This is a genomic window from Pseudomonas chlororaphis, assembly GCF_001921865.1.
Classification (GTDB): domain Bacteria; phylum Pseudomonadota; class Gammaproteobacteria; order Pseudomonadales; family Pseudomonadaceae; genus Aquipseudomonas; species Aquipseudomonas chlororaphis_D.
The window spans coordinates 79875-102475 of record NZ_MSCT01000011.1 but is presented as its reverse complement, the minus strand read 5'-3'; the positions used below and the strand labels follow the sequence as shown (position 1 = coordinate 102475).

Here is a 22601-nt window from a genome sequence, read left to right as displayed (position 1 = left end):
ATGGCCTCGATGGCGACCCATCAACTGACCCTGGGCTATCAGCGCCAGGTGATTATCGACGGGCTGGACCTGCAACTGCCGTCCGGCCAGGTGTCGGTGCTGATCGGCAGCAACGGCTGCGGCAAGAGCACCTTGCTCAAGTCCCTGGCGCGGCTGCTCAAGCCGCAGCAGGGCTCGGTGATTCTCAACGGCACGGACATCCAGCGCCGCTCCACCGCGGCGGTGGCCCGCGAGCTGGCGATCCTGCCGCAGATGCCCAGTGCGCCCGAAGGCATCAGCGTGCGCCAGCTGGTGGCCCTGGGGCGTTATCCCTACCAGAACTGGATGCAGCAATGGTCGGCGCAGGACGAGGCCATGGTCGAGCGCGCGCTGCGCCAGACCGGGGTGCAGGCCCTGGCCGAGCGGCCGGTGGACGCCTTGTCCGGCGGTCAGCGCCAGCGGGTGTGGATCGCCATGACCCTGGCCCAGGACACCGAGATCGTGCTGCTCGACGAGCCCACCACCTTTCTCGACCTGGCGCACCAGATCGAGGTGCTGGACCTGCTGCGCGACCTCAACCGCCAGGAGGGCAAGACCATCGTCATGGTCCTGCACGACCTCAACCTGGCCTGCCGCTACGCCGACCATATGGTCGCGGTGCACCAGCGCACCGCGTTCGCCCAGGGCCGCCCGGCGGACATCCTCACCGAAGCCCTGGTCAAGCAGGTGTTCGACCTCAATTGCCGGATCATCGAAGACCCGTTCTTCGGCACGCCGCTGTGCATTCCCTTTGGCCGGGAGTTGCCGCGATGAGCCTGCAAGCGGCGTTCGCGCCGCACGACTGGGCGGTGCTGAGCGGGGCGCTGCGGCTCAAGCCCCTGGCGCAACGCGACCGGCAACGTTCGCGCAGCCCCCGGGCCTTGCTCGACGAGCCGGCGTGCCTCGAGCTGCTCGACCAGTTGGGCCCGGTGATCGGCTCGCCGACCCGGGCGATCACCGCGTCGCTGCTGGCCAAGCGTTTTTCCTTCCTGGCCACCGGCGCCTGCCTGTACGCCATGTCGGTGTGCGACCAGGGCCTGCTGCTGTCGCTGGACGACTGCGTGCTCGAGTACGGCCACGACGACGGCGTGTGGACCTCCTCCATGCCGCTGGCGGACCGGGCGCCCCAGGGCTATGCCGCGGGCGAACGCGAGGCCTGGCGCGCGGCGATTGTCGAGTCGTTGTTCGCCGGCGTGCTCGCACCGCTGTGGCAAGTCTTCAACCGGGTCAGCGGCATTTCCCGGCGCATCCTCTGGGAAAACACCGCGGTGCGCGTGTATTCGCTGTACGAAAAACGCATGGGCAAGGTCGACGACCCCCTGGTTCGCTTGCGTCATGAAGCCGACTTTCACTGGTTGCTGGAGGAGGCCGAGCCGCGGCTCTTTGGCCTGGACTACAACCCGCTGCGGCATTTTCGCCGGCCGCCGACGCCGATAGAAGAGGGCAAGAGTATCCGCTTTCGCCGCACCTGCTGCTTCTACTACGAAGCCACCGACCCGGCCGAGTACTGCTCGACCTGCCCCCTGCTGCGCCCGAGGAAATGCCGATGATCGCCCCCCGCCAACACGTCGCCAGCGCCGCCTTGCTCGACCACTACCGGGGCATCTCGGCCTCGACCCTCGGGCATTTCGGCGACGCCGGCTACCTGCGCGGCATCCGCCCGCTGTTCGACGGGCTGCGCCTGCTCGGCAACGTGGTCACGGCCAGGGTCTTCGCCCCGGACGGCAGCATTCTGCGCGATGCGCTGCTGCTGGCCGAACCGGGGGACGTGCTGGTGATCGAGTGCGTGGGCGACCGGGAATGCGCCTGCTGGGGCGAACTGCGGACCCTGGCCGGGCTGATCAAGGGCCTGGCCGGGGTGGTGGTGGAGGGCGCGGTCACCGATGTCGCGGCGTTGCGCGAGCATCGTCTGCCGGTGTTCAGCCGCGGGGCCAGCGCCTACACCACCCGCGGCATCGGCCAGCAAGGCGAGGTCAACGGCGCGGTGCGGATCGCCGGGGTGGAGGTCAAGCCGGGGGATATCGCCCTGGGCGACGACGACGGGGTGTACATTCTCGACGGCCAGCGGGCCGAGGCGCTGCTCCCGGAGTTGCTGGCCAAGGAAACGCTGGACCGCGAGCGCCGGGCGGCGTTTGTCCAGCGTCTGGCGGCACGGGGTCGATGACGCCGCGCTGCACTTTTATAAAGCGCGACGGCAGCGCGCTTGCACCAGACCAAGGCGCTTTGGCAACCTTCGCCGCGTTGCGGCGGCACCGGGCTGGAGCGCTGTAAGCCGCGCCTGGCGGGGCTTTCAGGCTGATCGCCAGGCCTTGGCACAAAGGCTGCTATACCCCTGGCAAGGCCCACCGCGCATGACGTGGGCAACCCCCTCGGTCAACGACGATCGAGTGGCCGGCAGGCCCGGGGGGATTTCAACAGACGAACAGGCAAAGGCGCCTGGAACCGTGAGGTTTCAGGCGCTTTTTTTTGCTTGAAAAAAACCGTGATTGGCTTGGGTCGGGTGCTATTTATGAATGCCATTGTTGCCCCTTTGAACACACACAAAACCCTGATCGTGATCGGCAACGGCATGGTCGGGCACCACTGCGTGGAACAGCTGGTGGCGCGCGGCGCCCTGGAACACTACCGGCTGCACGTCTTCAGCGAAGAGCCGATGCGCGCCTACGACCGGGTGCACTTGTCCGAGTACTTCACCGGCCGCGACGCCGAGTCCCTGGCCCTGGGCGAGGCCGCGCTGTACCGGACCCCGGGCCTGACCCTGCACCTGGGCGTGGCGGTGCTGGGCATCGACCGGGCCAACCGCCAGGTGTTCACCGCCGCAGGCCCCGTGCACTACGACAAGCTGGTGCTGGCCACCGGTTCCTATCCGTTCGTGCCGCCGATCGAAGGCGCGGAGGGCGATTCGCGCCTGGTCTACCGCACCCTGGAAGACCTCGACGCGATCCGCGCCGCCGCCGGCAATGCCCGCCGAGGCGTGGTGGTGGGCGGCGGGCTGCTGGGCCTGGAAGCGGCCAACGCCTTGAAGAGCCTGGGCCTGGAAGCCCACGTGGTGGAGTACGCCCCGCGGCTGATGCCGGTGCAGCTGGACGAGCAGGGCGGGCGGGCCTTGAAGGCACGGATCGAGGCCCTGGGCGTCGGCGTGCACCTGGGCAAGGGCACCCAGTCGATCAGCGCCGGCGAGCAGTACCGCTACCGGATGAACTTCGCCGGCGACGACTTCCTGGAAACCGACCTGATCGTGTTCTCCGCGGGCATTCGCGCCCAGGACGCCCTGGCCCGCGACTGCGGCTTGCCGGTCGGCCCGCGCGGCGGCGTGGCGGTGGACAACCAGTGCCTGAGCGAAGACCCGCACATCTACGCGATCGGCGAGTGCGCCAGCTGGAACGGCAGTGTCTTCGGCCTGGTGGCCCCGGGTTACCAGATGGCCCGCAGCGTCGCCGGGCAACTGTGCGGCGACGCCGGCGAGCCGTTCATGGGCGCGGACCTGTCGACCAAACTCAAGCTGCTGGGGGTGGACGTCGGTTCCATCGGCGACGCCCAGGGCCTGACCCCGGGCGCGCGCAGCTACCAGTTCATCGACGAGGCCACGGCCAGCTACCGCCGCCTGGTGGTGGACGCCAGCGGCAAGCAGGTGCTGGGCGCGGTGCTGGTGGGCGACAACAGCTACTACGACACCTTGCTGCAATACCTGCAGAACGGCATCGCCTTGCCCGCTGAACCGGCGGGGCTGATCCTGCCGTCCAGCGCCGGCGCGCCGACCCTGGGCCCGGGCGCCTTGCCCGAGTCGGCCACGGTCTGCTCCTGCCACAACGTGACCAAGGGCGCGATCTGCGCGGCCATCGACGGCGGCTGTGCCGAGCTCGGCCAGCTCAAGGTGCAGACCAAGGCCTGCACCGGCTGCGGCGGGTGCGCCGGGCTGCTCAAGCAGGTCTTCGAGCACGAACTGATCGCCCGCGGCGTCAGCGTCGACAAGAGCTTGTGCGAGCACTTCGCCTATACCCGCCAGGAGCTGTACGCCCTGGTGCGGGTCGAGGGCATCCTGAGTTTCGACGAGATGCTGGCCAGGCACGGCCGCGGCCATGTCGGCTGCGATATCTGCAAGCCGGCGGTGGGTTCGATCCTCGCTTCGTGCTGGAACCAGCCGATCATGGACCAGGCGCTGGTGCCGCTGCAGGACACCAACGACACCTTCATGGCCAACATGCAGAAGAACGGTACCTACTCGGTGGTGCCGCGGATCGCCGGCGGCGAGATCACCGCCGACAAGCTGATCGTGATCGGCCAGGTGGCGAAGAAGTACGACCTGTACACCAAGATCACCGGCGGCCAGCGCATCGACCTGTTCGGCGCCCAGCTGCACCAGTTACCCGAGATCTGGGCCGAGCTGATTGCCGCCGGTTTCGAGACCGGGCACGCCTACGGCAAGTCCACACGCACGGTGAAATCCTGCGTGGGCAGCACCTGGTGCCGCTACGGGGTGCAGGACAGCGTGGCCATGGCCCTGCTGATCGAGGACCGCTACAAGGGCCTGCGTTCGCCGCACAAGCTCAAGTTCGCGGTGTCCGGCTGCACCCGCGAATGCGCCGAGGCGCAGAGCAAGGACGTCGGCGTGATCGCCACCGAGAAGGGCTGGAACCTCTATATCTCCGGCAACGGCGGCATGCGCCCGCGCCACGCCGAACTGTTCGCCACCGACCTCGACGATCAGACGCTGATCCGCTACATCGACCGCTTCCTGATGTTCTACATCCGCACCGCCGACCGCCTGCAACGCACCTCGGTCTGGCGCGAGAGCCTGGAGGGCGGCCTGGACTACCTCAAGGCGGTGGTCATCGACGACAGCCTGGGCCTGGGCGCCGAGCTGGAAGCGCAGATGCAGCTGGTGGTGGACCGCTACGAATGCGAATGGGCCAACGCCCTGAAGGACCCGGACAAACTCAAACGCTTCCGCACCTTCGTCAACGACCAGCGCCCCGACCCGGACATCCATTTCGTCCAGGAGCGCGGCCAGCGCCGGCCGATCATGGCCGCCGAACTCAACCTGATCCCCGTCACCCAGGAGGTGCTCTGATGAGCCTGTCGCCAAGCCCGCAACGTATCGATGAGCAATCCGAACCGCGGTGGCAGGCCGTCTGCACCCGCCAGGACCTGGTCAGCCACAGCGGCGTGGTGGTGTGGCACGACGGCGCCCAGGTGGCGCTGATCTACCTGCCCGACGCCGCGCCGCAGACCCTCTACGCCATCGACAACCACGACCCGCAATCCGGCGCCAACGTCATCGGCCGCGGCCTGGTGGGTTGCATCAAGGATGAGCTGGTGATCGCTTCGCCCTTGTACAAGCAGCACTTTCGCCTGGCCGACGGCCGTTGCCTGGAATACCCGGAGCAACGCCTGCGCACCTGGCCGGCGCGGTTGCGCGGCGATGTGGTGGAGATTGGTGTGCAATAAGCCGCCTTGTTCATCCTTGATCACTACCGGCCGCCGCGCTTCGTGGCGCGGAGCCGGCCCCTGTTGCTCGACCCAAGGAATCGGAGACGCCCATGAAAACCGCCGCCCAGTTGCTGAAATTGAAGGCCGTGGAACACCGCCAGGTGCACAGCATCGGCCCGGAGCAGATGGTGCTCGAAGCGCTACGGATGATGGCGCAGAAAAACGTCGGCGCGCTGCCGGTGATGGAAGGCGGGCAAGTGATCGGCGTTATCAGCGAGCGCGACTACGCACGCAAGGTGGTGCTGCAGGGACGCTCGTCGGTGGGCACCCCGGTGCGCGCCATCATGAGCGCCCCGGTGATCACCGCCGACAGCCAGCACAGCATCGAACGCTGCATGGCCGTGATGACCGACAGCCACCTGCGCCACCTGCCGGTGCTGGAGGGCGAGCAACTGATCGGGCTGCTGTCGATTGGCGATCTGGTGAAGGAAGCGATTGTCGAGCAGGCGAGCCTGATCCGCCAGTTGGAGGGCTATATTCGCGGGGATTGAAGGGGGTGTGGGCGGGCACACCGAAGATTTCAGGTGTGCCCCCGAGTCAACCGTCAGCCTTGAAAGCGCGATGCTTTCCGATTGCCCCGGGGGCCGTGCGGGCATTGCCTTCAGGGTTATTGACAGGCGTGCAACGCCTGGCGCACGCCCTGGCCATATTCCGGGTCGGCCTTGGTGCAGTGCTCGATATGCAGCTGCTGGATAGGCGCGGATACGCCTGTCAGGGCGCGCGCGGTGTTATCGAACAAGGCTTGTTTCTGCGCCGGCGACATCTTCCTGAACAGCGCTCCGGGTTGGGAGAAATAATCGGGGTCCAACCGATGGTTCCAGTGCCCCGCGGCTCCCTCCAGGGTCAGGGGCGGCTCATGGAAGTCCGGCTGTTCCTGCCATTCGCCGCGGGTGTTGGGTTCATAGGCGATGGTGCCTCCGGCGTTGGCGTCGACCCGCATGAGCCCGTCCCGGTGGTAGCTGTTCACTTGCCTTGCGCCTCTGGGCGCATTCACCGGGATCTGCTGGAAGTTAACGCTCAAGCGGTAGCGTTGCGTATCCCCATAGGAAAACAGGCGCCCCTGCAGCATCTTGTCGGGAGAGAAACCAATGCCGGGTACGACATTCGCGGGGGAGAACGCCGCCTGCTCGACATCGGCAAAATGGTTCTCGGGGTTGCGGTTCAACTCCATGACGCCCACTTCAATGAGCGGGTAATCGGCTTTCGGCCAGACCTTGGTCAGGTCGAAGGGGTTGATGTGATAAGTGCCGGCGTCCTGTTCCGGCATGATTTGTACAAACAGCGTCCAGCGCGGGAAGTCGCGGTTTTCGATGGACTCATACAGGTCGCGCTGGTGCGATTCGCGGTCCCGCCCGATCAGTTCCTGGGCTTGGGCATCGGTAAGGTTTTCGATGCCTTGCTGGGTGCGCAGGTGGAACTTGACCCAGAACCGTTCGTTCTCGGCATTGATGAAACTGAAGGCGTGACTGCCGAAGCCGTGCATATGGCGCCAGGTACGGGGCAGGCCACGGTCGCTCATGATGATGGTGACCTGGTGCAGGGTCTCGGGCAGTTGGGTCCAGAAATCCCATTGGTTTTCCGCGCTGCGCATGCCGGTGCGCGGGTCCCGTTTGACCGCATGGTTGAGGTCGGGAAACTTCAGCGGGTCGCGCAGGAAAAACACTGGAGTGTTGTTGCCCACCAGGTCCCAGTTGCCTTCTTCGGTGTAGAACTTCATGGCGAAGCCACGGATGTCGCGCTCGGCATCGGCCGCGCCGCGTTCGCCGGCCACCGTGGAGAAGCGGGTGAACATCTCGGTCTGTTTGCCGATCTCGGAAAAGAGCTTCGCCCGTGTGTAGCGGGTGATGTCCCGGGTGACGGTAAAGGTGCCGAACGCCCCCGAGCCCTTGGCATGCATGCGGCGCTCGGGAATCACTTCGCGATCGAAGTGCGCCATTTTTTCCAGCAGCCAGATGTCTTGCAGCAGTGCAGGGCCTCGGGGGCCGGCGGTCTGGATGTTTTGATTGTCGACGACTGGAGCGCCAAAGGCGGTAGTCAACTTTTTCATAGCGATTCCTCATCGGTTTGGGTGTGACACAGACAGAACAGGAAACAGGGGGAGCAGGGCCGGGTGGCGGCCAGTCCGCGCAGGGCTTTGGGGGTCAGCGCTGCCTGTCGGGGGCTCGCAGATAAATCACCCAGTAAGTCAGGCCGACCAGTAAACCTCCGCCAATGATGTTGCCCAGGGTGACGGGGACAAGATTGTCGAAAATAAAGTTGTCGACGGTTAAGTGGGCGAATTGTTCGGGCGTCGCGCCCACGGCATTCCAGAATTCGGCGCTGGCGAAGTGCTTGATGACAATGCCCATGGGGATCATGAACATGTTGGCGATACAGTGTTCGAAGCCGCTGGCGACGAACATGGCCACCGGCAAGATAATGGCCAGCATCTTGTCGGTCAGGCTACGACCGGAGTAGCTCATCCAGACCGCCATGCACACCATCAGGTTCGCCAGGATGCCAAGGCAAACCGCTTCGATAAAAGAGTGGTGCAACTTGTGGCTGGTGGTTTGCAGCACATTCAGCCCCCACAGGCCGTTGGCTGCCATGTATTGGCCGGAGAACCAGATCAGCGCGACGAAGAACAAGGCCCCGATCAGGTTGCCGACATAGACATTCAGCCAGTTCCTGGCCAATTGCCCCCAGGTGATGCGGCCGCTGGCTTTGGCGATCACATTGAGAATATTGGAGGTGAACAGGTCCGCGCCGCAGACGACGACCAGCATCAACCCCATGGAAAAGCAGATGCCGCCCACCAGCCTGGACAACCCCCAGGCGTGGCCGGCGATACCGGTGGTGGCGGTGATATGGAATACAAAGCCGATGGAAATGAACACCCCGGCGATGATTGCCAGGTAAAAGGTTTTCAAGGGTTGCTTGGTGGCTTTATAGACGCCGGCATCTTCGGCGAATTGCGCCATTGCGGGAGGCAGAAGCAGGGCGAAGGGACTGTCTGTCTTCATATCGACTGTCACTCTGGACGTTTAAATATTGACTCGCGGATCCAGCGGTCTATCCGTTTTTAGCGGGGGTGCGTACCGCGATAGGGAGTGCAGGGCGCCGTGCGACGGCACCCTGCAAATGAATCAACGCAGGACGTCGATGCCCGCGCCAAAGTTGATGTGGAACACCTGTCCGTCAATAACCAGGGCCGGGACGGACTTCACGCCGCAGCGCTCAGCTTCGGCCACGCGCTCTTTGGCATCGCCCAGGTGCACGACTTCAACGTGATAGCGCTGTGGATCCAGGGCGGTGACGAACTGCTGTTCCGCACTGACACACACCGAACAGCCTGCGTGATAAAAAACGGCTTCAGATTTCATGATGGCTCTCCAACAGGGGGGACTTCGGCAAAGGCCGGTTAAGACGAATCATGGTTTCGATTCGATACCATAATCTCGCCTGACCGTATTCTCTTGTCAATGTAATTTTGAATCGATACTAGTTTTCGCTCAGGCGAGCGCGCGGGGGAGCCGTGACTGCCGGGGCTGTTTACCAGGGCGTGCGACGATCGCCAGGCCGACCAGCAGGGCGGGGGGAATGCTTTCAAGGCACGGGCTGCCGTCCGCAGGCCGCTGGTTTTTCAGGCGCCGCTCGAATTCGGTGCCAGGAGGCAAGCGCGGGCGGGGGCGGTTATTGGCGGATCGGGACAGCGTCCGTGGCAGCGGGCAGGGCGTCGAGAAGGGCGCGGTGCCCAGGCCTGGGCGGTTCAGGTGTCCGCTGTTGGGTCAGGCCGCAGAAGGGCTCGGCACGCAGTGTTCGATGGAAACGGCAGGTGCGGCACAGGCCGAAACCTCGCAGAGATCATCGATTTTTTGCAATCACGCCATTCATGTACTGATTCAAATCGCGCAGGTCCTGGATGGTCCAGGCATGCGGCGCCAGCTTTACGCCGTTCTCGCGCAAGGTTCTTGGAATCAGGTCGCCATTGGGGCGAAGGATGATCGACGAGACGATAACGCCCGGATACTCATTCAGGCGTTTTTTGAACGCGGGGGTCGTAAGGTCGGGTGTGGGCGGGTTGCTTTTATTGGCCAGGGGGCCCGTTCCCTTGATATCCGCTCCATGGCACATGGCGCATCGCTGTGAATAGAGCGTTTTCCCATTGTTCTCAGCGAGCGTTATCGAGGTGTGAACGAGCGGCAGGATCCCTAGCGAAGCGATGAGCAATGGCTTGATTTTTTTCATGGGTTCTTGTTGTGGACGTCCGATCCGAATCGAGGGCAAACCCCGGGGCGCCACTCGGCTTGGCAAAGAGCCAGCGGTCGCTGCTGCGTTGTACGCGATTCGCGCTGGCCTGGAAAGCGTTGGAGCAAATGCATTACCTTCGCTCGCCGACTTTTCGTGCAGACCCTAAGTGTGGGATTTTTCGTTCAGCCTGAAGACGATTCCTTCTACGTCCATTTCAATGTTGTATTTGAACAACACATTGATGCTCTTGGATATGCCCGGAAATCGATAGGTTTCCCAACCGCCTACCAATCCTCGTACCGGGATTTTGTATGGCCCCTTCGACTCCAGAGGCTCACCGAATTGCGATCTGACCCAGCTCTGGCTCATCCTGGTTTTAAGCTGATAGGGAAGACTCCCTTTGTAAGTTGGCCTTCCGGGAAACGTTTCGAGGAAGGTAATGAATAAATCTTCAAACCGCTCGTTACTGGCCCAGAACTCCAGCTCTATGCCAGGTTCAGGCGACATCGATAAGGTGTTGCTGTCTTCGAAAATACCTGTTGGTGGACCTCCGGGAAGATACATTCCAGAGGCGATCAACTCGGGGTAAGTGCACCCGAGGTTCTTAATAAATTCATCAAGTACTGCAGCGTTCATATCGATAGCTGTTGTGTGTCAGTGGAACTAAGTGTGTGATTTTTCATTTAACTCGAATACCACCATTTCCACGTTCATTTCAATGTTGTACTTAAAAACTATTTGAGTGCTTTTTGGAATGCCAGGGATACGATAAATATCCCATCCGCCTGTCATGCCTAGTACCGGGATTCTATAGGGGGCTCCTGATTCCAATGGTGGGCCAAACCGGGATCTAACCCAGTCTTGGTTCATCCTTGGTATGAGTTGGTAGGGCAAGTTTCCCTTATAGATTGACTCCTCGGGGAAGCTCTTTTGCAGGGAGATATACAAGGCTTCAAAGCGCTGAGTGCTGGCCCAAAACTCAAGTTCAATACCTGCCATCGGCCACATGGCCATGGTGTCGACATCCTCAAACATACCTTTCGGAGGCTCGCCGGGAAGATACATTCCGGTGGCAATCATTTCGGAATAGGAGCGGCCAAGGCATTTAACCAGGTCATCGATCATTGCTGCGTTCATATCAATACCAGCCTTGTTCCTGATGAAGATAGTGCAGGTCGCTGCGCGCCTTTTCGATCTGCTCGTCGGTGAAGCCTTCTTCTAGCAAGAAGGGCTTGATGGTATCTAGATTGGCATCCACCGCTCCGCGCAGGTTGGCCGCATCCCTGGCCTGCTGGGGTTTCGTGTTTCTGCCGCCATATGTCTCGCTGTACTTTTGGTGCACTTTGCGTGGAATTGCAATGCTTGGAGCCTTTCGCAGGGCGGTGTTTAGTTGGTTCTCAGTTATACGAGGACTGTTTGCTTTCAAGAAAACTCTCAGCGCTGCCTGCGACGGTATGTGATCAATATCCAACCCATCCCTCGCGCTCCTGCTGGCAAGATCATTCGCCGGCCCGACCTCCAATGGGTTGACCATCGGTTTGGCGAAGACCAGGTACAACGACCTGAGGCCGCTGCCCGGCGGGAAGGTGACGATGCAATCCTCGACCTTCAGTTCGTCGATGGGCGCGCCCTGGAGTTGGCTGTCGCCGCCTTCCTCGATGGGGTGGACCATGATCCTGGCCAGCTCGTCGGTCACACCCGGGTAGGGGGTGGGCGCGGTCACCACCGGGCCGTTGTTGGGCGTCCAGGTGATGGTGAGCGTGCCGAGGTGGGCCTGCAGGGCGCTGCGGTCGGCGTTCCAGTCGGCCTTGACCACCGGCACCGAGTCCTGTCCCGATTGCGCGCTGGTGTGGAGGCCGTAGACCTGCAGCGCGCCCTGGCCGTCGCGGCGGAACTGGAAGCGCACCCGGGTACTGGCGGCGCGCAGGTCGTGCAGTTGCTCTTCGCTGTAGAAGGTGTCGTCGCCGAGCAGGGTCGGGGTCATGGCCAGGATCAGCACCTGGCCCAGCGGCCCGCCGGCGGTCTTGAGGGTGGTCCCGGCCATTTCCAGGGACCAGGCGAAGCTTCTGAGGATCAGGTCGCCGGCGATCCTGCCCAGTCCGGTGTCGGCCGTGGAGGCGGCCAGGAGCATGGTCTTGCCGAAATGGGCTGCTGGCTCGCTGGCGCTACCGGCCTGGGTGGTGCCCCAGGGCGCGGTGTCGACGGACTTGGCGAAGACGCGCTCGGTGCGGGGTGTGGGTGCGGGCCAGCGATCGTCCTGAAGGTAGACCGGATCTGGTTCGGGCGCCGGGCAAACCAGGCTGCCTGTCGCGGCCGGGCTGTCGCTGAGCAGTACCCAGTCGCCGTTCCTGACGGCCGCCAGGATGTCGCGCTCGCTGCTGATGCTGTAGTGATCGTGCAGCAGCTGATCCAGGCCTTCGAGGCTGGAGCGGTCGCGCTGCAAGGCGGCGCGCACCCGGGGTTCCGCGAGATAGGGATCTTCGGCGTTGCGAGCGCCCCGATCGGAGCTTTTCACTAGGTGCATGTCAGTCAGTGCATGTCGGCAAACGCATGCGCGGCCTCGGCGTTTTTGAGCAGACACGGATGCTAAGGCGCCGCCGGGGCGCAACTCTCTAGGCCCTTTCTGAAAGGCTTGAAGGAAAATTCGCTGTTGGCTGGGCGATGCCGTTCGTCACAGCGCGCCGAGCCCGACTCAACTTTTGCCGACAATGGTTTTCACAGCCAGTGCGAGGGCCGTTCCCGGCTCGCGCAGGTTGTCATCTGCCGGAGGTCGAACCCGATGAACGACTACGCCCAGGACGAAACGCTCGAGGAGCGCCGCCAGCGCCGCATGGCCCAGGCGCTGAGCCTGAACCCCGACGAGGTGGCGCGTTGGGTGCTCACCGTCGAGGAAGACGGCAGCGGCATGGGTTATGTGGTCGAGTTTTCCGCGGCCACGCCGGTGGCGGTGCTGGCCCGGGTGCCCGGGTTGGGCGGCGACCGCTCGATCAATATCGGCCCCATCGACTGAGGCGGCCCTGCCAAATCCCTGGGGCCGGGGGCGTCAGCTGTCAGGAAAGGGAATCGACAGCAGCCACTGGCTGAACGCCTGCAACGCCGGCAGGTGCTGATAGCGGGTGGGGTAGGCCAGGTAATAACCGCGCCCGCTGTCTACCGGCTCGAACAGCGCCACCAGCTCGCCGCTGTGGATTTCGTCCTGCACCAGGATGCGCGGCACCAGGCCGATGCCGATGCCGGCGACCACCGCCTGGATCAGGTGCGCGGTCAGCTCGAACCCCGGCCCCATCCGCATCGCCCGCGCGTGCAGGTCGTTGTGCTCGAACCATTCGGGCCAGGCGGCGGGGCGCGAGACCACGTTCAACAGCAGTTGCTGCGCTACCTCGGCGACCGTCATCGAGGCGTGCTCGGGCAAGGCCCTGGGGCTGGCCACCACCGTGAGTTTTTCCGAGAGCAACCGATGGGCCTCGTAGCCAGGCCAGTGGCCGGTGCCGGCGCAGAGGATCGCGTGCATGTCGGCGGTGTCCTTGGACAGGTCGCTGGTGACAATGCGCGAGTGGATGTGCACCAGGGTGCCCGGGTGGCGGGCGTAGAAATCCTGCATGCGCGGCAGCAGCCACTTCGAGCCGAAGGTCGGCAACACCGCGAGGTGCAGCGGGCCGCCGCCGGCCTTGTGGGCGATGGTCTGCAAGGTGGCGTTACGGATCCGCGCCAGGGCCGCCGCCAGCTCGTGGTGGTACAGGGCGCCGGCGGCGGTCAGCTCGATATGCCGGCCGTCGCGGCTGAACAGTGGCACTTCCAGCAGCGATTCCAGGGCCTGGACCTGGCGGCTGACCGCGCTCTGGGTCAGGGCCAGCTCTTCGGCGGCCTTGGTGAAACTGCCATGGCGCGCCGCGGCCTCGAAGGCCACCAACACCGACATCGACGGGGTAAGGCGTCTCGGGTTCATTCATAAAACTCATGCAAATGTCACGGGAAATACATTTGTCTGCGGGGCGCAGGCAGCGGAAAATAAGACTTATCGCCTTTTTCATGGCCCCTGGATTGCGCGCAAGCATACGTGTTTTGCATGCGGTTACGGGCCATTTCTTTGCCTGGAATGCTTTTCGATGATTGCTCCGCTTGCCCCCGAACGCGACCTGTTGGCCCATTACCAAGGTTTTCTCGATGCCCTGGCCGCCGGCGGTTTTCGGGGCGAGATCGCCCGCGACCTGGGCTTGCGCACGGTGCTGGCCACCGACAATTCGATCTACCAGCGCCTGCCCCAGGCCGCTGTTTTTCCTCGGGACGCGGCGGACGTCGAGCAACTGGCGGCCCTGGCGGCGCGGCCCGAACACCGCTCGGTGGTGCTGACCCCGCGCGGCGGCGGCACCGGCACCAACGGCCAGTCGCTGACCGACGGCATCGTGGTCGACCTGTCGCGGCACATGAACCGCATCCTCGAAATCAATGTCGAGGAGCGCTGGGTGCGGGTGCAGAGCGGGGTGGTCAAGGACCAGCTCAACGCCGCCCTCAAGCCCCACGGCCTGTTCTTCGCCCCGGAGCTCTCGACCTCGAACCGCGCCACCGTCGGCGGCATGATCAACACCGACGCCAGCGGCCAGGGCAGTTGCACCTACGGCAAGACCCGCGACCACGTCTTGCAACTGAGCACCGTGCTGCTGGATGGCAGCCGCCTGGACACGGCCTCGATCGACAACCGGCAATTGCACACAGAAGCCGCGCGCAGCGACCGTATCGGCGCGGTCTACCGCTGCGCCCAGGGCATCGCCGACGGCCAGGCCGGGCTGATCGAGGCGATCTTTCCCAAGCTCAACCGCTGCCTGACCGGCTACGACCTGGCGCACCTGCGCGAAGGCCCGCAGCGTTTCAACCTCAACAGCGTGCTGTGCGGCTCCGAGGGTTCGCTGGGGTTTATCGTCGAGGCGCGGTTGAACGTGCTGCCGATTCCCAAGCACTCGATCCTGGTCAACGTGCGTTACGCCGGGTTCATGGACGCGTTGCGCGATGCCAAGGCGCTGATGGCGCTCAAGCCGCTGTCGATCGAGACCGTGGATTCCAAGGTGCTGATGCTGGCCATGCAGGACATCGTCTGGCACGGCGTGGCGCAGTATTTCCCCGAGCAGGCCGAGACCCAGACCCTGGGCATCAACCTGATCGAATTCAGCGGCGACGACCTGGACGAACTGGAGCAGCGGGTCGACGCCTTCGTTCGCCATCTGCAGCAGGACAGCTCGGTGGTGCGCCTGGGCCACACCCTGGCCGTCGGCGCCCAGGCGGTGAACCAGGTGTATGCCATGCGCAAGCGCGCGGTGGGCCTGCTGGGCAACGTCCAGGGCGAGGCGCGGCCGCAGCCCTTCGTCGAAGACACCGCGGTGCCGCCGGAGAACCTGGCGGACTACATCCTCGAGTTCCGCGCGCTGCTCGACCGCCACGGCCTGCACTACGGCATGTTCGGCCACGTCGACGCCGGGGTGCTGCACGTGCGGCCGATCCTCGACATGAAGGACCCGGCGCAGGCGGCGTTGGTCCGGCCGATTTCCGATGCGGTGGCGGCGCTGACCCACAAGCACGGCGGCCTGCTGTGGGGCGAGCACGGCAAGGGCCTGCGCTCGCAGTACGTGCCGGATTATTTCGGCGAGCTGTACCCGGCCTTGCAGGCCTTGAAGGCGGCGTTCGACCCGTTCAACCAGCTCAACCCGGGCAAGATCGCCACCCCGGCCACGGTGCCGCAGGCGCGCCTGACCCGGGTCGACGAAGTGGTGCTGCGCGGCGAACTCGACCGCACCATCGACGAGCGCGTCTGGCAGAGCTACGACAGCGCCCTGCATTGCAACGGCAACGGCGCCTGCTACAACTTCGACCCGGACGACGCCATGTGCCCGTCGTGGAAAGCCACCCGCAACCGCATCCATTCGCCCAAGGGTCGCGCTTCGCTGATTCGCGAATGGCTGCGCTTGCAGGGCGAGCAGGGGGTGGATGTGCTGAGCGGCGGTGGCGCGCGCCTGTCCAACCTGGGGCGGCGTGTCTACAACAGCCTGGCCCGGCTGGGCGGCCGCGAAGACTTCTCCCATGAGGTGTACGACGCCATGGCCGGCTGCCTGGCGTGCAAGTCCTGCGCGGGGCAGTGCCCGGTCAAGGTCAATGTGCCGGAATTCCGTTCGCGCTTTCTCGAGCTGTACCACGGGCGTTACTTGCGCCCGATGAAGGATTACCTGATCGGCTCCCTGGAATTCAGCGTGCCGTACCTGGCGCGGCTGCCGCGGCTGTACAACGCGTTGATGTCGGCGGCGCCGGTGAGTCGGGCCCTGGAGCGCCTGGCGGGGATGGTCGACAGCCCGTTGCTCAGCACCCTGGATTTCCACGCGGTGTGCCGCCGGCGCAATGTACGCATGGCCAACGCCGCGCAGTTGGCGGCGCTGTCCGCGCAGCAGCGCCAGCGCAGCGTGGTGCTGGTGCAGGACGCCTTTACCCGTTTTTTTGAAACGCCGCTGGCGGCCGAATGGCTGGAGCTCATCGAGCGCCTGGGCTTCCAGGTTTACCTCGCGCCGTTCGCGCCCAACGGCAAGCCGTTGCAGGTCCAGGGTTTCCTTGGCGCCTTCGCCCGGGCCGCGCGGCACAACGCGCAATCGCTGTTGCAGTTGCAGGCCAGCGGCGTGCCCCTGGTCGGCCTCGACCCGGCGATGACCCTGGTCTACCGCCAGGAATACCGCAAGACCCTCGGCGCCGGACAGGCCCCCGAGGTGCTGCTGCCCCAGGAATGGCTGGCCCGGGTGTTGCCCGAGGCCGCGGCCGGGTCGACGCCGGAGGCCGAGCTGTATCAGTTCCTGGCGCATTGCACCGAGAAGACCAACGAACCGGCGAGCATCGGCCTGTGGCAGCAGGTGTTCGCCCGCCTGGGCCTGAAGTTGCAGGTACTGGCCAGCGGTTGCTGCGGCATGTCCGGCACCTACGGCCACGAGGCGCGCAACCTGGCGACCTCGCAGGTGATCTACCAGCAATCGTGGCAGCCGCTGGTGGCGCACCACGCACCGGGCGGACGGCTGCTGGCCGACGGCTATTCCTGCCGCAGCCAGGTCAAGCGCCAAGAGGGGCGGGGCCTGCAACATCCACTGCAAGCTCTGCTGGAACACCTGCGCAAACGCGCCCATACGGCCTGATCGGACGGCAGCGGCGACAAGATCGCGTGTAGCCGCTGCCGAGCCTGCGAGGCTGCGTACGGTTTGGGCGGCATTCCGACGTAGCGGCCGCAAAGCCTGAATCCGCGAACTGCCTGGATAACCGGAGCGTCTGTTTTAGCGAGCGCTGCGCGCTCGTGCGCAGCCTGCAGCAGCGGCTACAGGATCGCGTGTAGCCGCTGCCGAGCCTGCGAGGCTGCGTACGGCCGCGTAGCGGCCGCAAAACCTGAGTCCGCGATCTGCCTGGATAATCGCGGCGCTGGTTTTAGCGAGCGCTGCGCGCTCGTGCGCAGCCTGCAGCAGCGGCTACAGGGATTGCGTGGGGCAAGGGATCGATTGGTGCTGGGGCACTGTCCAACTTTCAGGTCGTTTATCGCCCCTGACAGATCCGATGGTCTGCTCAAAGCGCTCGCCCGGTTCGCGCCAGGGCCGGCTAATCTCCTGTAGAAAAACAGCCTGGTGGAAACCGACATGGCCGATCAGCCCCGAAAAGTTCTGGACGAGGACCGTTTTCGCCTGTTGGTCGAGGCGGTGGTCGACTATGCGATCTACATGATCGATCCCCAGGGTATCGTCACCAGCTGGAACGCCGGGGCCCGGCGTTTCAAGGGCTATCAGGAGGCGGAAATCCTCGGCGCGCATTTTTCCTGCTTCTACACCCCCGAAGACTGCCGGGCCGGCTTGCCGCAGCGGGCGTTGGACACCGCGCTGGCCGAAGGGCGGTTCGAGGGCGAAGGCTGGCGGGTACGCAAGGACGGCACGCGGTTCTGGTGCCATGTGGTGATCGACCCGATCCGCGATGCCCAGGGGCAATTGCTGGGCTACGCCAAGATCACCCGCGACCTGACCGAACGCAAGATCGCCGAGGAAATCCTCAAGCAGAGTGAGCAGCAGTTCCGCCTGCTGGTGCAGAGCGTCACCGACTACGCCATCTACATGCTCGACCCCAACGGCCGGGTCAGCAGCTGGAACCTCGGCGCGCAGCGGATCAAGGGCTACTCGCCGGAGGAAATCATCGGCGCGCATTTTTCGCGCTTCTACACCGAGCAAGACCGCGCCGCCGGCGAGCCGGCCAAGGCGCTGGAGGCGGCGACTCGCGAGGGGCGTTTCGAGAAGCAAGGCTGGCGGGTGCGCAAGGACGGCACGCAGTTCCAGGCCCATGTGATCATCGACCCGATCCGCAGCGATACCGGCGAGCTGCTGGGCTTTGCCAAGGTCACCCGCGATATCAGCGAGGCGCTGCAGGCCCAGAAGGAGCTGGAGATTGCCCGCGAGGCGCTGTTCCAGTCGCAGAAGCTGCACGCCATCGGCCAGCTCAGCGGTGGCATCGCCCATGACTTCAACAACCTGCTGACGGTGATCCTCGGCAACCTGGAGCTGGCGCGCAAGCGCACTGGCGACGACCCCAAGCTCGCCCGGCTGCTGGACAACGCCGTGCTCGGCGCCGAGCGCGGGGTATCGCTGACCCAGCGCATGCTGGCCTTCGCCCGGCGCCAGGAACTGAAGACCGAACCGGTGGCCCTGGCGCAATTGGTGCGCAACCTCAGCGGCCTGCTGCGCAGTTCGCTGGGGCCCCAGGTGACGATCCTCGCCGATCTGCCCGAGGGCTTGCCGACGGTCCAGGCCGACGTCAACCAGCTGGAACTGGCGCTGCTCAACCTGGCGACCAATGCCCGCGACGCCATGCCGGGCGGCGGCACCCTCGAACTTCGGGCCGAGCTCTGCGACGGCCGCCAGGCCAGCGGCTTGGCGTTGCCCCATGAGCGCTACGTACGCCTGTGCGTGATCGACGACGGCGAAGGCATGGACGAGCAGACCATGGCCTGTGCGGCCGATCCGTTCTTCACCACCAAGGGCGTAGGCAAGGGCACCGGCCTTGGCTTGTCGATGGTGCATGGCCTGGCCGAGCAACTGGGCGGCCGGCTGATTCTTTCGAGCCGCCCGGGGCAGGGCACCCGGGCCGAGTTGTGGCTGCCCCTGGCGACCCAGGCGCTACGCGTGGCGCCGGCCCGGGACAGCGAGGCGGCAGCGGCGCCGCAGCCCTTGTGCATCCTGGTGGTCGACGACGACAGCCTGGTGCTGAGCAGCACCACGCTGCTGCTCGAGGACCTTGGGCATCGGGTGCTGTGCGCGATGTCCGGCGCCCAGGCGCTGCAATGCTTCCAGGAACACCCGGCGATCGACCTGATGATCACCGACCTGGCGATGCCGGTCATGGACGGCGGGCAGTTGGCGAGCGCCGTGCGCCAGTTGCGCCCGCACCTGCCGATCGTCCTCGCCAGCGGTTACGCCCAGCGCCTGGAGGGCCTGGCGGCGGTTTTGCCGCGGGTGTCCAAGCCCTATACCCAGTTGCAACTGGTGGAAGTACTGGCCCACGCGTTGGCCGGTTTCAAGGATGGGGCCACGGACGCCGCCAGTGCGCCGACAACCGGTTGAACTCGAGCCAGACCGTGCCCACCCATCCTCGGATATAAAAGGCCCGGCGCGCGGCCGGGCTTGCGAGCAAACGGCTCGCCAGGCGAGGGAAGGGTGTCAGGCGGCCAGGTGCGAGGCACTCATGGCTTTCTTGTATTCGCTCTTGAGCTCGTCCATTTCCGCGCCCAGTTGCTCCAGGGCGGCCTTGCCCAGCAGCTTGCGGGCCTGGGGAAACATCTCGCGCTCTTCTTCTTCGATGTGGTGTTCGAGCAGTTCCTTGACCACCTTGGCCCGCCCGGAGAATTCCGCGGTCGAGGGATCGGTGTCCTTCAGGTCCGGTAGCACCAGCGAGTCGACGGTGCGGTGCTCTTCCTTGGCCTCGTGGTACATCACCTGCTGCGCCTTGCCCCCGGCTTTCTTGAACGCCGGATAGAGAATCTGTTCTTCGAGCCGGGTGTGCACGGCGAGTTCCGCTTCGAGCTTGTTCACCAGGTCGGTGCGTTTCTTGATGCCGCGTTCGGTGGATTCGCTCAGTTGGGTCAATAGGTTCCTGACGCGTTTGTGGTCGGCGAGCAACAGGTCGATGGCGTTCATGGGGGGGCCTCTGCGGTCACGGTAAACGGACGCATCGATGGCGTCCCGGTTACCCCTCAGGTTGCATCGCCCGTGCCAGCCTGGCGATACGCCCGGACGCCAGGCAAATCAATGGCCTGCAGCCGGCCGACCGCTCGCGCCTTCGTGCAAGCTGCATGGCCGTGCGTGCCGGATCTTGCATTCTGCGGTGGCGGGCTGACAGCCATCGTGGGCAAGCCTCGCTCCGACAAGAACACAGGGTTCTTATGCAGGAGCGAAGCGTGCTCGCGATAGGCCGCACGGCAACCCTGACAATCAGTCAGTTGCGATCCAGCCACACCGTCTGCGCGTTGCAGAACTCGCGCACGCCGAAGTGCGACAGCTCGCGGCCAAAGCCGCTTTTCTTCACGCCGCCGAAGGTCACCCGCGGATCGCTGGCGCAATAACCGTTGATAAACACCCCGCCGGTGTCCAGCTCGGCGGTCAGGCGTTCGGCCAGCGCGACGTCGCGGGTGTAGATCGTCGAGGCCAGGCCGAATTCGCTGTCATTGGCCAGTTCCAGGGCGTGCCGCGCATCGCGGGCGGTGATGATCGACGCCACCGGGCCGAACAGTTCCTGCTTGAACGAGGTCATCCGGTCGGTGACGCCGGCCAGCACCGTGGGCTGATAGAAGTTGCCCGGGCCTTCGGCCTTGGCGCCGCCGAGCAGCAGGGTCGCGCCTTCGCCGAGGGTCGCCTGGACCTGCTCGTCCAGCTCGTCGCGCAGGTCGAAGCGCGCCATCGGGCCGATGTAGGTGTCGTTGGCCAGCGGGTCGCCGACGGTCAGCAGGCGGGTGGCGGCGACGAATTTCTCGGTAAAGGCCTCGACCACCCCTTGCTCGACGATCAGGCGCTTGGCCGCGGCGCAGACTTGCCCGGTGTTCTGGTAACGGCCGATCACCGCGGCCTGCACGGCGGCGTCCAGGTCGGCGTCATTGAGCACGATAAAGGGATCGGAGCCGCCCAGTTCCAGCACGCACTTTTTCAGCGCCGCGCCGGCCTGGGCACCGATGGCGATCCCGGCGCGCACGCTGCCGGTGAGGGTCACGGCGGCGATGCGCGGGTCGGCGATGGCCCGGGAGACGCCGTCGGGGGTGACGTTGATCACCTCGAACACACCCTGGGGGAAGCCGGCGCGCTGGAAGGCCTCGAGCAGCAGGTAGGCGCTGCCCATGACGTTCGGCGCGTGCTTGAGCACGTAGGTATTGCCGGCGAGCAGGGCCGGCACGGCGCCGCGCAGCACCTGCCAGATCGGGAAGTTCCACGGCATCACCGCGAGGATCGGGCCCAGCGGCCGGTACTCGATCCGCGCCTTGCCGTTCGGCACCGCGGCCGGTTCGGGGGCGAGCATGGCCGGGCCTTCGGCGGCGTACCACTCGCACAGTTGCGCGCATTTTTCGATCTCGCCGCGGGCCTGGACGATCGGCTTGCCCATTTCCAGGGTGATGCGACGGGCCATGTTCTCGGCGTTGTCGCGCAAGGCCTTGGCCAGGGCCAGCAGCAGCGCGGTGCGTTGCTGCAGTTCGCTGCGGCGCCACAAGGCCGCGCCCGCGGCGGCCCGGGCGAGGGCGGCATCCAGCTGCGCGGCGGATTCGTAAGGGTAGTGGGCGAGCTGTTCGCCGCTGGCGGGGTTGATGGAAATGGCGTGGGTCTGGCTGGAAACCGGGGTCATGGCAGCGTCCTGTGGGGCTGGAGAATGTTCGCAGGTTAGGCTGGTGCATGACTTATGAAAACTGAATAATACAGAGCGAAACTTTCACGATTGGAGAATGACTTGGACCTGGTGCAGCTGGAAATATTCAAGGCGGTGGCCGAGCAGGGCAGCATCAGCGCGGCGGCGCAGCTCATCCATCGGGTGCCTTCGAACCTGACCACGCGGATCAAGCAGCTGGAGCAGGACCTGGGGGTGGAACTGTTCATCCGCGAGAAGAGCCGCCTGCGCCTGTCGCCGGCCGGCTGGAGTTTTCTCGACTACGCGCGGCGCATTCTCGACCTGGTGCAGGAAGCGCGGTTGACGGTCGCCGGCGAGGAACCCCAGGGGTCGTTTTCCCTGGGCTCCCTGGAAAGCACCGCGGCGGTACGGATTCCGGCGTTGCTCGCGGCCTACAACCAGAAGCACGTCAAGGTCGAGCTGGACCTGTCCACCGGCCCCTCGGGGACCATGATCGACGGCGTGCTGTCCGGGCGCCTGGCTGCCGCTTTCGTCGACGGCCCGGTGCTGCACCCGAGCCTGGAAGGGGTGCCGGTGTTCGAGGAGGAAATGGTCGTCATCGCGCCGCTGGGCCATGGGCCGATTACCCGCGGGCGCGACGTCAACGGCGCAAGCATCTACGCCTTTCGCGCCAACTGTTCCTACCGCCATCACTTCGAACGCTGGTTCAGCGAAGACGCCGCGGTGCCGGGCAAGATCCACGAGATGGAGTCCTACCACGGCATGCTCGCCTGCGTCAGCGCCGGCGCCGGCCTGGCGCTGATGCCCCGCAGCATGCTCGACAGCATGCCGGGCTGCGGCACCGTGAGCATCTGGCAACTGGCGCAGCCGTTCCGCTTCCTGCAGACCTGGCTGATCTGGCGCCGCGGCACGGTATCGCGCAGCCTGACGCACTTCGTGCGGCTGCTGGAGGAACGGGGAGAAGTGCTGGGCAAGGCGTGATGCGCATT

Annotated in this window: 20 protein-coding genes; 10 read left to right on the top strand and 10 right to left on the bottom strand. The window is 65.0% G+C overall.

Features of this window, described 5'->3' with window-relative positions:
* The 6 genes from BTN82_RS15385 (at position 1) to BTN82_RS15360 (ending at position 5999) form a co-directional block, all read left to right on the top strand.
* Positions 1–792 (top strand): ABC transporter ATP-binding protein, encoded by a 792-nt coding sequence (locus tag BTN82_RS15385; RefSeq protein WP_075119983.1) that lies wholly within the window; start codon positions 1–3, stop codon positions 790–792.
* On the top strand, positions 789–1568 hold the full coding sequence (locus BTN82_RS15380; protein WP_075119982.1) for an IucA/IucC family C-terminal-domain containing protein: 780 nt from the start codon (positions 789–791) through the stop codon (positions 1566–1568). Before BTN82_RS15385 ends, BTN82_RS15380 begins: the two co-directional genes overlap by 4 nt.
* On the top strand, positions 1565–2182 hold the full coding sequence (locus tag BTN82_RS15375; protein ID WP_075119981.1) for an RraA family protein: 618 nt from the start codon (positions 1565–1567) through the stop codon (positions 2180–2182). The genes BTN82_RS15380 and BTN82_RS15375 overlap by 4 nt, the downstream gene beginning before the upstream one ends.
* Positions 2183–2527: 345 nt before the next feature.
* Positions 2528–5089, top strand: coding sequence for a nitrite reductase large subunit NirB (nirB, locus tag BTN82_RS15370; protein WP_075119980.1), 2562 nt, complete (start codon positions 2528–2530; stop codon positions 5087–5089).
* The gene (gene nirD, locus BTN82_RS15365; RefSeq protein ID WP_075119979.1) at positions 5089–5466 is read left to right on the top strand and encodes a nitrite reductase small subunit NirD; all 378 of its coding nucleotides are present in this window, start codon (positions 5089–5091) and stop codon (positions 5464–5466) included. Before nirB ends, nirD begins: the two co-directional genes overlap by 1 nt.
* A 92-nt stretch (positions 5467–5558) precedes the next feature.
* Positions 5559–5999 carry a CBS domain-containing protein gene (locus tag BTN82_RS15360; RefSeq protein ID WP_075119978.1) on the top strand — a complete coding sequence of 147 codons (441 nt, stop codon included), beginning with the start codon at positions 5559–5561 and terminating at the stop codon, positions 5997–5999.
* Positions 6000–6115: 116 nt separating this feature from the next.
* Here BTN82_RS15360 and BTN82_RS15355 read toward each other — a convergent pair whose 3' ends face one another.
* From BTN82_RS15355 to BTN82_RS15325, 7 genes are all read right to left on the bottom strand, one after another.
* Positions 6116–7555, bottom strand: coding sequence for a catalase (locus BTN82_RS15355; RefSeq protein ID WP_075119977.1), 1440 nt, complete (start codon positions 7553–7555; stop codon positions 6116–6118).
* Positions 7556–7649: 94 nt separating this feature from the next.
* The gene (gene focA / locus BTN82_RS15350; RefSeq protein ID WP_075119976.1) at positions 7650–8510 is read right to left on the bottom strand and encodes a formate transporter FocA; all 861 of its coding nucleotides are present in this window, start codon (positions 8508–8510) and stop codon (positions 7650–7652) included.
* A 123-nt stretch (positions 8511–8633) separates the two neighbouring features.
* A complete protein-coding gene (locus BTN82_RS15345; RefSeq protein WP_075119975.1) occupies positions 8634–8870 on the bottom strand; it encodes a thioredoxin family protein in 237 nt (78 codons plus the stop codon).
* A 481-nt stretch (positions 8871–9351) separates the two neighbouring features.
* Positions 9352–9735: a c-type cytochrome gene (locus BTN82_RS15340; RefSeq protein ID WP_075119974.1), complete on the bottom strand. Its 384-nt coding sequence runs from the start codon at positions 9733–9735 to the stop codon at positions 9352–9354.
* Between the two features lie 165 nt (positions 9736–9900).
* Positions 9901–10374 carry a DUF6392 family protein gene (locus BTN82_RS15335; protein ID WP_075119973.1) on the bottom strand — a complete coding sequence of 158 codons (474 nt, stop codon included), beginning with the start codon at positions 10372–10374 and terminating at the stop codon, positions 9901–9903.
* Positions 10375–10401: 27 nt separating this feature from the next.
* Positions 10402–10863, bottom strand: a complete 462-nt coding sequence (locus tag BTN82_RS15330; RefSeq protein WP_261792981.1) for a DUF6392 family protein — start codon at positions 10861–10863, stop codon at positions 10402–10404.
* Positions 10864–10876: 13 nt separating this feature from the next.
* Complete coding sequence (locus BTN82_RS15325; protein ID WP_261792980.1) at positions 10877–12193, bottom strand: S-type pyocin domain-containing protein; 1317 nt, start codon at positions 12191–12193, stop codon at positions 10877–10879.
* A gap of 324 nt (positions 12194–12517) precedes the next feature.
* Between BTN82_RS15325 and BTN82_RS15320 the strand changes: the two genes are divergently transcribed.
* Entirely contained in the window at positions 12518–12748 is a 231-nt protein-coding gene (locus BTN82_RS15320; RefSeq protein ID WP_075119970.1) for a hypothetical protein, read from the top strand.
* Between the two features lie 33 nt (positions 12749–12781).
* Here the strand turns inward: BTN82_RS15320 and BTN82_RS15315 are convergent, their stop codons facing one another.
* Complete coding sequence (locus BTN82_RS15315; RefSeq protein WP_075119969.1) at positions 12782–13684, bottom strand: LysR substrate-binding domain-containing protein; 903 nt, start codon at positions 13682–13684, stop codon at positions 12782–12784.
* A gap of 160 nt (positions 13685–13844) precedes the next feature.
* On the opposite strand from BTN82_RS15315, the gene BTN82_RS15310 reads away from it, so the two are divergent.
* Entirely contained in the window at positions 13845–16895 is a 3051-nt protein-coding gene (locus BTN82_RS15310) for an FAD-binding and (Fe-S)-binding domain-containing protein (RefSeq protein WP_075119968.1), read from the top strand.
* Between the two features lie 489 nt (positions 16896–17384).
* Positions 17385–19349, top strand: coding sequence for a PAS domain-containing sensor histidine kinase (locus tag BTN82_RS15305; RefSeq protein WP_075119967.1), 1965 nt, complete (start codon positions 17385–17387; stop codon positions 19347–19349).
* Positions 19350–19445: 96 nt separating this feature from the next.
* On the opposite strand, the gene BTN82_RS15300 is transcribed toward BTN82_RS15305, so the two are convergent.
* Positions 19446–19922 (bottom strand): hemerythrin domain-containing protein, encoded by a 477-nt coding sequence (locus BTN82_RS15300; RefSeq protein ID WP_075119966.1) that lies wholly within the window; start codon positions 19920–19922, stop codon positions 19446–19448.
* 298 nt (positions 19923–20220) lie between these two features.
* Entirely contained in the window at positions 20221–21612 is a 1392-nt protein-coding gene (locus BTN82_RS15295; RefSeq protein WP_075119965.1) for an aldehyde dehydrogenase family protein, read from the bottom strand.
* 102 nt (positions 21613–21714) lie between these two features.
* Here BTN82_RS15295 and ptrR point away from each other — a divergent pair, with 102 nt between their 5' ends.
* The gene (gene ptrR, locus BTN82_RS15290) at positions 21715–22593 is read left to right on the top strand and encodes a putrescine utilization regulator PtrR (RefSeq protein WP_075119964.1); all 879 of its coding nucleotides are present in this window, start codon (positions 21715–21717) and stop codon (positions 22591–22593) included.
* Positions 22594–22601: the final 8 nt, after the last annotated feature.